Genomic DNA, 12582 nt, shown 5'->3' with positions numbered 1-12582 from the left:
GTCGGCGAGAACATTCGGCCTCAAACACGAAAGCGCGGTAGCCGTCGGACGGCTACTCGCGCACTATTGGGACCGGGCAGAATTCGCTACAGAATTCGGTGGTTCGCCCGATCGACCTGATATCCGGCCGGAAATGACTTCTCGATGACCTGCAGCTGGTGGTCCACCCGGGACTCCAACTCCAGCACTACACAGCTATCGCCGAGAGATTTCGACTCGAGAACTATGTATCGCTGACCACAATCGGTGATCGGGTCGCCCGAGTGCAATTTCTCGACCGGCACCGATTCCGGAGTTGCCTCTGCCTCCATCCATGACACGTTAGGTCAGATCCGCTGGTGAGGGAATAGACCACTATGCGGTGGCGGGTTCGTTGCTGCATTCCGGCCCCACACGCCGCCTCCGTCGCGATCGAGCTAGCTTCGGACTATCACGAGTTAGCTTCTTCCTATGGGATGGTGGACCGTGCACGCCGACCGGGCACTAAGCGAGCTGGTGCCCGCACCGCCGGAGGCGGTACGCGACTACTACGTGGACCTCGACAACATCAAGCACGTACACCCGCTGATCGTGTCGGTGGAGACGCTGTCCCGCGTCGAGACTCCAGGCGGATACCAGCAGACCTACCGGGTGGTCGACCGAATCCGACTGGGCCCGTTGACGTTACGGACCACTTATCGGGCTCGGCTGAGCGTGCCCGCCAGCGGCGACGTGCTGACCGAGGCCGATCAGTCACCCGGGGTACGGTTGCGGGGCCGAGTGAGTTTCGACGCGGTGGGCGGTGGCACGCGGGTCACCGAGCGGATCGGAATCACTGCCCCGCGGCTGCTGGCTGGGGTGACCATTCGCGAGGGGGTCAAGGCCCACGTCGAGATGCTGGCCGGCATCCGCAGTCACTTCGAGGCCGGCGGGTCGCGATGATCAACGAGGCATTCGGAGCTCTGCGAAAGCGTCGCAACATTGCCGGCGTCATTGATTTCGCCGGCGGGTGACCCGCCGGGCTCACGGCGCCAGGCGGGCGCGCAGCTCGCGCTTGAGTACCTTGCCGTAGCTGTTTTTCGGTAGCTCGTCGACGAATTCATAACGCTTCGGCCGTTTGAACCGCGCGATGCGCCGCAACAGGTGCGCATCTAACACCGCGGGCTCGACCGCGCCGACGATGAACGCCACCACCACCTCGCCCCACTGGGTGTCGGGGGTGCCGACCACGCAGGCCTCCGCGACGGCCGGGTGCTCGAGCAGCGCCTCCTCCACCTCCCGGGGATAAATGTTGCTCCCGCCGCTGATGACCACATCCTTTGACCGGTCCCGCAGGGTGAGAAAACCGCGGGCGTCGATCGAACCCAGATCGCCGGTATAGAGCCAGCCGTCTTTGAGAGTGGCGGCGGTCGCGTCCGGATGCTGCCAATACCCCGACATAACCGCGTCTCCGCGGCACACGATTTCGCCGATTTCACCGACGGGCGCCATGTCGCCATCGGCGCGCAGCACCGCAACCTCCATTCCCGACCGGGCATAGCCGACCGAACCCAAAATCGCGTCGTCGTCGGTTTCGTGGTCGACGCGGCGCAGTCCGGTGATGGTCATCGGCGACTCGCCCTGGCCATAGATCTGGGCGAAGATCGGCCCGAATGCCGCGACCGCCTTGCGCAGGCTCTCGACGTACATCGGGCCGCCGCCGTAGACGATCGTCCGGAGATTGGCGGGGCGGCTCCGGCCCGTGGCCACCAGCCGTTGCACCATCGTCGGGGCTAAAAATGCGCCGGCACCCGGGTGATGCTCGCACAGATCCAGGAATTCGTCGGGATCGAAGCCGCCCGATTCGGGTACCACCTGGCGTGCGCCGCGCAGCACGTACGGCAGCACGTACAGGCCGGAGCCGTGCGACATCGGCGCGGTGTGCACCAGGCTGCAGTGCTCGTCCGCAGCGTCGATGTCGGCCAGGTGCGCCACGGTCATCGCCGTGAGGTTGCGGTGCGACAACATCGCGCCCTTCGACTTGCCGGTGGTTCCGCTGGTGTAGAAAAGCCAGGCCAGCGTGTTCGGATCGGTGTGCGTCGGCGCCGCCGGCGCGGTACCAAGTCGACGCGAATAACCTTCGGAATCAATGGTTTCCACCGGCGCCGCGGTCATCGAGGCGAGCTGGGCGCCGAGGGACGCCGAGGCGAACACCTCCGCTGCGCCCGCGTCGTCGAGGATTTGCACCATCTCGCGCGGATGCAGCTTGTAATTGATTGGGACGACCACGCACTCGGCGGCCCAGATCGCGAACATCAACTCGACAATCTCGGGGCGGTTATGCGTGGCGATCGCGATGCGGGCACCCGCACCGTGCTGCTGCCGGATCGCCGCGGCCAGCCGTAAGGCACGATCGCGCAACTGAACCCAGGTGCATACCCGGTGCGGCCCGCGATACAACGCGCCGCGGTCGGGAAATCGGCTCGCGGCTTGATCGAGCATCGCGAACAGGTTCATCGCTCGATCCACTGTGCCGCCAAGGCGGATTCCGACAGATACTTGGTCGAACTCCAGCCGCCGTCGACGACGATCGTTTGGCCGTTGATGAAACTTCCACCGGGGGAGCACAGGAAGGCGATCGTGCTGGCGATGTCGTCGATCCGGCCCAGCCGCTGGTGTGGCGTCATCTCGGTGTTGATCTTGCGGAATCGCTCGTCCTGCAGCCGCCGCTCGACCATCGGCGTCACCGTCACACCGGGAGCCACTGCGTTGCAGCGGATTCCGGATGCACCGTACTGGCAGGCGATGTGCGTGGTGAGCGCGGTGAGCCCGCCCTTAGCCGCGGAGTAGGCGCCGCCGCGCAGGCCGCCCACGACGGCGAAGGTCGACGTGACGTTGATGATGGCCGATCCCGGCGCCATGTGCGGTAGCACCTCACGCGCCAGCCGAAACGGAGCCCGCAACATCAAACCCAGGAAGTAGTCCAGGGTTTCGTCGTCTGTTTCATGCAGCGGTTTGGGATTGCCCACCCCGGCGTTGTTGATCAGGAAGTCGATGTGGCCCCACCGGTCGACCGCGAGGTCCACGATGCGGCCCGGCGCGTCGTCGTCGGTCAGATCGACGGCCAGGGTCGCGATCCGATCCGGCTCGCCGACCGCCTGCTCCAGACCGGCCAGCCGGTCTCGGTCGCGACCCGCGCCCACAATGGCCATGCCCATCTCGGCGAGCTTGGCGGCGCATCCCCAGCCGATGCCGCTGCTTGCTCCGGTGACGATTGCGACTTGCCTCTTAGCCATCCTTTGCCTCCGCCTGAGTCAACGACGCTCGGATCCGATGCTTGAGCACCTTGCCCGCATCGTTTTTCGGTAGGGCATCCCAGACCACGACCTGTTCCGGCGCCTTGAACTTGGCGACGCCCTTGCGCACCAGCAATTCCAGCAGGCTCGCGACGTCCGGTCGGGCGGTACCCGAGGGCACGATCACGGCGCAAGCCCGCTCCCCGGTCCGGTCATCAGGCAGCCCAACGACGGCGATCTCGGCGATGCCGGGATGGTCGGCCAGCAGGTCCTCGACTTCCTTGGCCGAGATGTTTTCACCGCTGCGGATGATCACGTCCTTGGCCCGGCCGGTCACGATCAGGTACTGTCCGTCCACCCAGCGCCCAAGGTCGCCGGTGCGGAAAAAGCCTGCGGCGTCGAAAGACTCGGCGGTGTCCTCGGGATGGTGGTAGCCCGCGAACAGCTGCGGGCCGCGGACACAGATCTCCGCGTCACCCGCGGGTGCGGCGTCGTGAGTGACGAGCTTGATCTCGGCGATGCCGGGCCGCCCATCGGTGTCGGCGGCGCGGTCGGCTTCGTCGGGCCGTGGTGCGCCGACGGTGGTGACGGGCACTTCGGTGCAGCCGTACACCCGGGTGACGACCGCCCGATCGAAATAACATGCGGCCCGGCGAATCAGGGACGGTGGTACGGATGCGCCGCCGCAGATGAACATTTTCAGGTGAGGCAGCCGGGTGCCGGCGCGTTCGGCGGCGGCCAACAGTTGCTGCAGAAAAACAGTGGCGCCGGCCATGTGGGTGCAGCGTTCGGTGTCCATCAGGGCGACCGCCTCGGCCGCATCCCATCGGTCCATCAGCACCGCGGTGGAGCCCAGCAGTAGCGGACATTCGAACGCGTAGATCGAGCCGCCGATATGGGCGATGGGCGACGGCACCAGGAAGGTATCACCGCGGGTCACCATCCAGTGGTCGCGGATCTGACAGATCAGCGCATGGATCGAATTATGGGTGTGCAACACCCCTTTGGGCCGGCTAGTGGTGCCGGAGGTGTACAGGATCATCCGCACCGTGTCGGGATCCAGCACCGGCAGGGCCGCGACGTCCGGTGGCTGTTCGAGCAGCTGCCGGTATGGCAGGTGCCGACCGGCGTCGCCGCGTAGCACCACCACGGGAGGTGCCGGATTCATGGTGGCCGTCACGCGGTCGAGCATTGCCGCATAGGCATGCCCGCCGTAACTGTGCGGGACGAAGATGAGGGCAGTCGCGGCATCTTCGAGGATGAAACGCAGGTCGTGGTCGCGCAGCGACGGCAGGATGGGGTTGACCACCATGCCGGCCAGGGTGGCCGCCAGGTAGATCACGGCGGCTTCGTGCCAGTTCGGCAGCATGAACGACACCACGCTGGCTGGCGGCAGCCGCGACAGCAAGGCGGTGGCCAGTGCGGTGGCCTGGGTGTGCAGGGTCGCGCAGTCGAGCCGAATATCCCCGTCCACCAAGGCGATTCGGCTGGGCAACAGTTCCGCGGCGGTGCGCAGCGAATCGGCCAGCGTGGTGTGCACCCACCATCCGCGGCGGTACGCTTCCGCCGCGCGCACTTGGTCCCGCGGGGGCTGAGCGCTCACGTCGACCTCATCTTGGGTGGCCTTACCCGGTCACGCGACGCATCGTCATGGCGTAGCGGAACCTCGACGACAGGTGGGTGTTGATCGTCACCTGGGCCACCTCCCCATCGGAGGTGGTGTAGGTGCGACGCATCTGCAGGGCCGCGGTTCCGGCCGCCGCGCCGAGCCTGTCGGCCAGTTCGGGGGAGAGCACGACGGCGGCGATTTCCTGGTGCAGCGCAGCGATGCTCACGCCGAACAGATCCTCGATCAACGGAAAAATGGGCCCGGCGTGGCGTTGCAGCAGCCGGCCGACCGCGGCGAAGCTGCGGCTGATGTAGTACTCGGTTCGGCAGATCGGCACCGTCGCCCCGTCGGCCTGCCGGTAGCCGCGCACCGAGAGCCATTGGCTGCCGGCCTCGAGCCCGATCCGGGCGGCCAGCTCGTCGTCGATAGTCACCATCGCGTTCGATTCGATAGTCAGCTGTGCGCCGGCCGCGAACGCGAGCAGATCGTCGATCGACATCGCGTCCTGGGCATAGGAACTCGACGCAGGCCGAGGCACCACCCGGGTGCCCGCACGCGGCCGAGACGCGATCAGGTTGTCCTCGCGCAGCCGCCGCAGCGCTTCGCGAATGGTGTAGCGGCTCACCGCGAATCGCTCGCACAGCTGGTGTTCGGTCGGTAGCTGCGAGCCGACCGGATACACGCCGTCCACGATCTCTTTACGCAGCGTGCGCGCGATCTGAAGGTAGCGGTGGTCGCCCGCGATGGCCTGGGCCATCAGTCGGACCGGGTCCGGCGCAGTGCCAGCACGCTGCCGTCGCCGTCGGCCGACACATAGAGCGTCCCGTCGGACGCGGCCGCGATGCCGGCGAACGGGCCCTGTGGTCCGGAGAACGGAGGCATGCCGCGCAGCGGTTTGGGCGTCACACCGGGTGGGGCACCGACTGGTAGTCCCGACGCGATCGATTGGCGCGTGCGACCAGCCAGATCGACGGCGACCACCTCCTTGGCGCCCGCGTCGACGACGTAGAGGACACCATCGCGAACTAGAACGCCCTGTGGCCGTTGCAGGTCGTCGACCACGGTATCGACGGTGCCGCCATTCACCCGGACCACTCGGCCGGCTCCGGACTCCGCGACCAGGCACGACCCGTCGGTGTCGATCGCGACGCCGACCGGCTCCCGCAGCTCGGCGGCCAGCACCGTGACGGCCCCCGACCGCAGCGCCAGCACCCGGCCGGTGCCCAGCTCCGCAACGACCACACCGGCGGGGCTGAGCGCAACACCGTAGAGCTGATCGAAACCGTCTGCCAGGAACTCGGTTTCGTTCGCCGCCGGCCGGTAGCGACCGACCTGGCCCCCGGAGGTGGTGACGATAAACTCACCGGGACCGCTGGCCGCGACGCCGCGCAAAAACCCGGGATAGCCGGGGCTGAACAGCATTCCCGCGGTGTGCACGGACCCGTCGGGCAGTGCCGCATAGAAATAGGTGCCGTCGGCGATGTAGAGCAGTCCGTCGTCGCCGACGGCCAGATCCAGCGGCCAGTTGAGTCCACCCGCCAATACCGGCTGTGCGGTGCCGTCCGGTGATATCTCGGTGATCTCACCGGTGAAATTGGAGACAAACAGCCGATCTCCGACGAAGGTGCAGTTGTCCAGTCCCGGATTCAGCTGGGCGAGCAGACGTTGTTCGCCGGTGCGTGGATCGATGCGCAGCACCTGCCCGCTGGCCACCTGTGTCGAGACAATGTACCCGTCAGCGTCGAATTTGACCGCATCCGGGACGCCGAGATCTCTTGCTACACAGTGCGGTTCACCCCCGTCGGGGTCGATGCGCCAGATCTCGTTGGCGGTCATCACCGGGAAGTACAGCAAGCCGTCCGGGCCCACCTCCATCGCATTGGGCGAGGGCACGTTCTCCAACAGCACCCGGGGTGGCCCGCCGGTCAGGTCGAATTCCAGCAGTCGTCCGCCGTCTCGGCATTCACCGATGAACAGCCGGTCCTGGTGGAAGGTGATGCCGTTGGCGCACGGCACGTCGTCGCGCAATACCCGCGTGTTCCCGTTGCTGTCGCGGGCACTGACCCGGCCGTCCATCACCTCGGTGGCGTACAGGTTGCCGTGCGCGTCGAAGGCGACGTCGTCGGGCGCGACGATGTCGCCACCCTGGGGGCTGGTGGTTACCAGTTCGCCGGTGCGGTGATCCAGCGCGCTGATCTGGCTGCCGGTCACCTGCGCGATGTAGATGCGACCGTCCGGGCCGGTGCGCAGACCATTGGCACCGAACAATCGGCTCGGCGCGGTGACCCGATGCAACTCCCACCCCGCGGCGACGTCGAGGGGCGCTGCCGCGGAGTCGGCGGGCGCATAGCGCGAAGGCGGCCGCGAAGACTGGATTGAGAGCGCCATTACTCGCCGGGATCCTTCCGTCAGCCGTTGGGCTGGACGTTATCAAGTCCTCCTAGTCCAGACAATAGCCGCGAAAGCGTCCCTGCCCGACCTTGACAGGCGAGTCCGGCGATCGGAATAGTGTTCTCCATAGCGCAGAACGTTATATTTTGTCCGGACAATATCGCGGGCTTAGATAGGTGAACGGGAGGGCATGGACGGTCACCAGGATCTCGGCGATCTGCTCGGGCTGCGCGGCCGGGTGGTCGTGGTTTCCGGCGCCGGCGGCGGCGGCATCGGTACGACCATCACCGCGATGACCGCCCGGGCGGGCGCCACGGTGATCGCGGTGAGCCGGTCGAAGGAAAACCTCGACCAACACATCGCCCCACTGGCCCAACAGGGTCTGGCCGTGGTGCCCGTGGCTGCCGACGTAGCCAGCGACGAGGGCATCGCCGCGGTCATCGATCGGGCGTGCCGCGCCGATGGCAATCTGTACGGGTTGGTCAATGTCGCCGGCGGCGCCGAGCCGTCGACGTGGATGCCGTGCACCCGGGTGACGCGCCCCGACTGGCGCAAGATTTTCGCCGACAACCTCGAAACGGCGTTCTTCATGAGCCAAGCCGTGGCGAGCGAGCTCGTCGCGCAGCGGCACCCTGGTTCGATCGTGTCGATCTCGTCGATCAGCGGCATGAATACCGCGCCGTTTCACATCGCCTACGGGACAGCCAAAGCCGCCATCACGGCGATGACCCGCACCATGGCGCTCGAGTTGGCGGTGGCGGAAATTCGGGTCAACGCCGTGGCACCCGGCGTCACCGAGACGGCGGCGTCACGCACCTACGTCGACGAGGACCCCGCGCGCGACCGGCAGGCGATCGCGATGGGTCGACGTGGGCGTCCCGAAGAGCAGGCCGGCGCGATCCTGTTTTTGCTCTCGGACATGTCCAGCTACATCACCGGCCAGACGCTGCTCGTCGACGGCGGCCTGGACCTGAAGTGGAGCCATCTCGGCGGCGACAACACGTCACTGTTCCTCAAGGACGAGTCCTTCCGCGCGGCGATCAGGAGGATGTGATGACCGACCTAGCCAAAGGCGTGAATTCTCAAGCAGCCGAGGAACTGTCACGACCGATGACGATCGGGGCCGAGGCATACCTTTCCGAGGAGTACGCCCGTGCCGAACGGGACAAGCTGTGGCGCAAGGTCTGGCAGCAGGTCGGCCGCGTCGAGGAGGTGCCCGAGGTGGGCAGCTACCTGACCTACGACATTCTGGACGACTCGATCATCGTGGTCCGCACGGGCCGGAACGAATTTCACGCCCACCACAACGTGTGCATGCACCGCGGCCGCCGGCTCATCGACACCCCTCAGGGCGCCAAGAATGCGTGCGGGCGCGCCCGAAAATCGTTCGTCTGCGGTTTTCACGGCTGGACCTACGGACTCGACGGCTCCTGCACCCACATCCGCGAACAGCAGGATTGGCAGGGCGCGATCACGCCGGACAACACCCACCTTCGACCAGTCCGGGTCGACACCTGGGGCGGTTGGTTGTGGATCAACATGGACCCCGACTGCGAGCCGCTGGCCGACTACCTGTTTCCCGCCGCGAAGATCTTGGACCCGTTCGGCCTGGAAAACATGCGCTACAAGTGGCGCAAATGGCTGTTCTTCGACTGCAATTGGAAGGTCGCGCTAGAGGCCTTCAACGAGACCTACCACGTCTACACCACCCATCCCGAGTTCAACAAGTTCGGCGAATTCAAGGGCTGGGCCAAAGCCCAAGGCCGACACAGCAATATCGGCTACGACGCACCCGAGGACCTGGAGGCGACCAAGTCCAAGATCCGCCTGGGCACCGGCGCCGACCCGCGGGTGTCGACCGCCCAGATGCAGGTGTACACGATGGAGGAAACCAACGCCACCACCACCCAGACGCTGGTCAATGCCGCCAAGCGCCTGGTGGACGAATTACCCGAGGGCACTCCGGCCGACCAGGTTCTCGAACACTGGCTGGCGTCGGCACGCCGCGACGACGAAGCCCGCGGCGTGATCTGGCCGACGATTCCCGCCGACATTCTGGGACAGGCCGGCACCGCGTGGCAGATCTTCCCCAACTTCCAGATCGGGCAAGGCCTGACCAGCGCCCTATGCTACGGCGCGCGGCCGCATCCCAGCTACAACCCGGACAAGTGCATCTTCGAAGTATCGGTCTTCGAGCTTTACCCCAAAGGCGAAGAGCCGCAAACGGAATGGGAATACACACCGGTCGGCGACCCCAGGTGGCGATCGGTGCTTCCCCAGGACTTCTCGAACATGGCCGCCGTGCAGCAGGGCATGAAGTCCCTAGGCTTCGGCGGCACCAAGCCCAACCCGTACCGCGAGCGCAGCACCGTCAACCTGCACTACCAGTTATCCCGGTACATGGGCGCCGGTGAACCCCACGAACTGTCAGACAAGGAGTCTGGGCCGGCATGAGTTCCGAGAGCAACGGAAACCAGAACGGTTGCGGGCCGACCCAGACGCCCGAGGACTTCGACATCGACGCGCTGCGCGCAAAATATCGGCAGGAGCGCGAAAAGCGGCTCCGCAGCGAAGGATCCAAGCAGTACGTCGAACTCGAGGACGACTTCGCCGGCTACTACGAGGTCGATCCCTACACCCCGGTCACACCCCGGGAACCGATCAACGAGGACATCGACGTCGCCGTCCTCGGTGGCGGATTCGCCGGCCTGCTCTCGGCCGCCCACCTGAAAAAGGCGGGTGTCGACGATGTCCGGATCATCGAGCTCGGCGGCGACTTCGGCGGCGTCTGGTATTGGAACCGCTACCCCGGGATTCAATGCGATAACGAATCGTATTGCTATATACCGCTGCTTGAAGAACTCGACTTCATGCCGTCGAAGAAGTTCGCCGACGGCGCCGAGATCTATCAGCACTGCCGCAACATCGGCAAGCATTTCGGTCTGTACGACTCGGCGATCTTCTCCACCCAGGTGCGCGAACTGCATTGGGATGAACAGATCAAGCGCTGGAGAATCAGCACCAACCGCGACGACGATATCCGCGCCCGGTTCGTCGTGCTGGCGTCGGGCCCGTTCCACCGACCGAAACTCCCCGGCATCCCCGACATCAAAGCCTTTCGCGGACACAGCTTTCACTCGTCACGGTGGGACTACGACTACACCGGAGGCGATGTCACCGGGGGCCTGCACAAGTTGGCCGATAAGCGCGTCGCGGTGGTCGGTACCGGCGCTACCGGAATCCAGATCGTTCCCTTCCTGGCCCGCGACGCCAAACATCTGTACGTGTTTCAGCGCACGCCGTCGACCGTCGATCAGCGCAACAACACCGCGACCGATCCGGAATGGGTCAAGACGCTGCGCCCGGGCTGGCAACGGGAACGTCAGCGCAACTTTCACTCCTGGACGTTCGAGGGGATGGCGCCGGGCCAACCGGATTTGGTGTGTGACTTCTGGACGGAGTTGGGGCGCAACACCGCCGCCCGGGTGCTCGCCCTAGACGATCCCGCGTCGATGACACCTGAGCAGTTCATCGCGATCCGGGAGGAAGAGGACTACAAGCTCATGGAGCGGCTGCGCCGCCGCATCGACACCCTGATCGACGACCCGCAGACCGCCGAGGCTCTCAAGCCCTACTACCGATTCCTGTGCAAGCGGCCTTGTTCCAACGACGACTACCTGCCCAGCTTCAACCGTCCGAACGTCACGCTGGTCGACGTGTCGGCGACCAAGGGCGTCGAGCGGGCCACCGAAAAGGGCTTGCTGGCCAACGGGGTGGAATACCAGGTGGACTGCATCATCTACGCCAGCGGGTTCGAGATCACTACCGAGATCAGCCGGCGCTATTCCATCGAGACGATCCGTGGACGCGACGGGCTGTCGCTATTCGACTACTGGCGCGACGGCTACCAGACACTACACGGGATGACCAGCCGCGGCTTCCCGAATCAGTTCTACACCGGCTTCACCCAGGTCGGCATCTCGGCCAACATCGCCGCGAATTACGAACTGCAGGGCGAACACATCGCCTACGTCATCGCCGCAGCGTTGCAGCGCGGCGCCACCACGGTGGAGCCCAGCCTCGCGGCACAGGAGCAGTGGTGCGCAACGATCCGTGAGACCGCCGTGGACAATTCGGCGTTCGACGCCGAGTGCACGCCGGGCTATTACAACAACGAAGGCGGCGGCATGGGCGCCGCGGCCGGAGAGGGCATCCGCTCGCACCTGGGCGAGCCCTACGGCCCGGGCTTCTATGCCTTCGAGGACCTGCTGCGGGTGTGGCGCGACAAGGGCGACCTGGAAGGGCTGGTGCTCGGCAGTTGAGCGAAATCGTGGCACGGCAACTGCGATTCGACAATCGCGTTGCCGTGGTGACTGGAGCCGGTCGCGGATTGGGTCGTGCGTATGCCCAACTGCTCGCCGCCCGCGGGGCCAATGTGGTCGTCAACGACGTCGGCGGCGGACTCGACGGCACCGGCGTCGACACCGCCCCGGCCCAGCAGGTGGTCGGCGAGATCACCGCGGCCGGGGGCACCGCCGTCGCGTGCACCGCGACGGTGACGACCCGCGACGGCGCACACGCCATCGTGCAGACCGCGCTCGAGCACTTCGGCGGAATCGACATTCTGATCCACAACGCCGGCAATGTACGCCGCGCCTCGCTGAAGGAGATGAGCGACGAGGACTTCGACGCCGTGCTGGACGTGCATCTGCGGGGCGCCTTCAACGTGGTGCGGCAGGCATTCCCGTCGATGTGCGCGGCGGGTTACGGCCGCATTGTGCTGACGTCGTCGATCGGCGGCCTCTACGGGAACCACAACGTGGCCAACTATGCGGCGGCCAAGGCCGGTGTGATCGGACTGGCCAATGTCGCGGCCCTGGAAGGCGCGGCCGAGGGGGTGCGGTGCAACGTGATCGTGCCCGCGGCCGTGACCCGCATGGCCGAGGGCATCGACACCTCGTCTTATCCGCCGATGGGCCCGGAACTCGTGGCGCCTGTGGTGGGGTGGCTCGCTCATGAATCCTGCTCGGTCACCGGCGAATTGTTCGTCGCCCTGGCGGGCCGGGTGGCCCGGGCCGTCATCGCCGAGAGTCCCGGCGTGTGCCGGCCAGCATGGACCATCGAGGACGTCGGCAGCCATCTCGACGCCATCCGGTACGTCGAAGCGCCACTGATCTTTCCGGCCGTCCCGAACGGACACAACGAGCACATCCGATACAGCTTCGAACTGGCGCACCGCTCGACCGATCAAGGAGCGCTCAATGGCTAGCGTCCTGACTCAGCCGCGCCGAGCGTGGGGCGTATGTACACGATGGGCCCACATTTCGT

The 12582-nt window shown here is 66.0% G+C and carries 11 protein-coding genes; 5 read left to right on the top strand and 6 right to left on the bottom strand.

Translation table 11 applies throughout. The annotated features are described in order from the left end of the window. Positions 1-86: 86 nt before the first annotated feature. Complete coding sequence (locus G6N33_RS11120) at positions 87-311, bottom strand: hypothetical protein (protein WP_044509285.1); 225 nt, start codon at positions 309-311, stop codon at positions 87-89. Positions 312-450: 139 nt separating this feature from the next. Between G6N33_RS11120 and G6N33_RS11115 the strand changes: the two genes are divergently transcribed. After that, entirely contained in the window at positions 451-921 is a 471-nt protein-coding gene (locus tag G6N33_RS11115) for an SRPBCC family protein (protein ID WP_044509286.1), read from the top strand. Between the two features lie 81 nt (positions 922-1002). On the opposite strand, the gene G6N33_RS11110 is transcribed toward G6N33_RS11115, so the two are convergent. From G6N33_RS11110 to G6N33_RS11090, 5 genes are read right to left on the bottom strand one after another with little or no spacing between them, the layout of a single operon-like run. Then, positions 1003-2475 (bottom strand): AMP-binding protein, encoded by a 1473-nt coding sequence (locus tag G6N33_RS11110; protein WP_179962683.1) that lies wholly within the window; start codon positions 2473-2475, stop codon positions 1003-1005. Continuing rightward, positions 2472-3254, bottom strand: a complete 783-nt coding sequence (locus G6N33_RS11105; RefSeq protein ID WP_044509289.1) for an SDR family NAD(P)-dependent oxidoreductase — start codon at positions 3252-3254, stop codon at positions 2472-2474. The genes G6N33_RS11110 and G6N33_RS11105 overlap by 4 nt, the downstream gene beginning before the upstream one ends. Beyond that, the gene (locus G6N33_RS11100; RefSeq protein ID WP_044509290.1) at positions 3247-4857 is read right to left on the bottom strand and encodes an AMP-binding protein; all 1611 of its coding nucleotides are present in this window, start codon (positions 4855-4857) and stop codon (positions 3247-3249) included. Before G6N33_RS11100 ends, G6N33_RS11105 begins: the two co-directional genes overlap by 8 nt. 22 nt (positions 4858-4879) lie before the next feature. After that, positions 4880-5620: a GntR family transcriptional regulator gene (locus tag G6N33_RS11095; RefSeq protein WP_044509291.1), complete on the bottom strand. Its 741-nt coding sequence runs from the start codon at positions 5618-5620 to the stop codon at positions 4880-4882. Further along, entirely contained in the window at positions 5620-7251 is a 1632-nt protein-coding gene (locus G6N33_RS11090) for an SMP-30/gluconolactonase/LRE family protein (RefSeq protein ID WP_044509292.1), read from the bottom strand. Before G6N33_RS11090 ends, G6N33_RS11095 begins: the two co-directional genes overlap by 1 nt. Before the next feature lie 193 nt (positions 7252-7444). Here G6N33_RS11090 and G6N33_RS11085 point away from each other — a divergent pair, with 193 nt between their 5' ends. The 4 genes from G6N33_RS11085 to G6N33_RS11070 are packed head-to-tail and all read left to right on the top strand — an operon-like array spanning position 7445 to position 12523. After that, positions 7445-8308: an SDR family NAD(P)-dependent oxidoreductase gene (locus G6N33_RS11085; protein ID WP_044509293.1), complete on the top strand. Its 864-nt coding sequence runs from the start codon at positions 7445-7447 to the stop codon at positions 8306-8308. Then, positions 8308-9708, top strand: a complete 1401-nt coding sequence (locus tag G6N33_RS11080) for an aromatic ring-hydroxylating oxygenase subunit alpha (RefSeq protein WP_044509294.1) — start codon at positions 8308-8310, stop codon at positions 9706-9708. The genes G6N33_RS11085 and G6N33_RS11080 overlap by 1 nt, the downstream gene beginning before the upstream one ends. After that, on the top strand, positions 9705-11576 hold the full coding sequence (locus G6N33_RS11075) for a flavin-containing monooxygenase (RefSeq protein WP_044509295.1): 1872 nt from the start codon (positions 9705-9707) through the stop codon (positions 11574-11576). The genes G6N33_RS11080 and G6N33_RS11075 overlap by 4 nt, the downstream gene beginning before the upstream one ends. Further along, positions 11573-12523 carry an SDR family NAD(P)-dependent oxidoreductase gene (locus G6N33_RS11070; RefSeq protein ID WP_044509296.1) on the top strand — a complete coding sequence of 317 codons (951 nt, stop codon included), beginning with the start codon at positions 11573-11575 and terminating at the stop codon, positions 12521-12523. Before G6N33_RS11075 ends, G6N33_RS11070 begins: the two co-directional genes overlap by 4 nt. The last annotated feature ends 59 nt before the right edge of the window (positions 12524-12582 follow it).

This window comes from Mycobacterium simiae (assembly GCF_010727605.1).
Lineage (GTDB): Bacteria > Actinomycetota > Actinomycetes > Mycobacteriales > Mycobacteriaceae > Mycobacterium > Mycobacterium simiae.
The sequence above is the reverse complement of the archived record's forward strand: the minus strand, read 5'-3'. Positions and strand labels throughout refer to the sequence as shown.

Excerpts from the sequence above, each read along its gene's own strand:
- G6N33_RS11120 (WP_044509285.1), bottom strand. The coding sequence starts at position 311 with ATGGAGGCAGAGGCAACTCCGGAATCGGTGCCGGTCGAGAAATTGCAC.
- G6N33_RS11115 (WP_044509286.1), top strand. The coding sequence starts at position 451 with ATGGGATGGTGGACCGTGCACGCCGACCGGGCACTAAGCGAGCTGGTG.
- G6N33_RS11110 (WP_179962683.1), bottom strand. The coding sequence starts at position 2,475 with ATGAACCTGTTCGCGATGCTCGATCAAGCCGCGAGCCGATTTCCCGAC.
- G6N33_RS11105 (WP_044509289.1), bottom strand. The coding sequence starts at position 3,254 with ATGGCTAAGAGGCAAGTCGCAATCGTCACCGGAGCAAGCAGCGGCATC.
- G6N33_RS11095 (WP_044509291.1), bottom strand. The coding sequence starts at position 5,620 with ATGGCCCAGGCCATCGCGGGCGACCACCGCTACCTTCAGATCGCGCGC.
- G6N33_RS11090 (WP_044509292.1), bottom strand. The coding sequence starts at position 7,251 with ATGGCGCTCTCAATCCAGTCTTCGCGGCCGCCTTCGCGCTATGCGCCC.
- G6N33_RS11085 (WP_044509293.1), top strand. The coding sequence starts at position 7,445 with ATGGACGGTCACCAGGATCTCGGCGATCTGCTCGGGCTGCGCGGCCGG.
- G6N33_RS11080 (WP_044509294.1), top strand. The coding sequence starts at position 8,308 with ATGACCGACCTAGCCAAAGGCGTGAATTCTCAAGCAGCCGAGGAACTG.
- G6N33_RS11075 (WP_044509295.1), top strand. The coding sequence starts at position 9,705 with ATGAGTTCCGAGAGCAACGGAAACCAGAACGGTTGCGGGCCGACCCAG.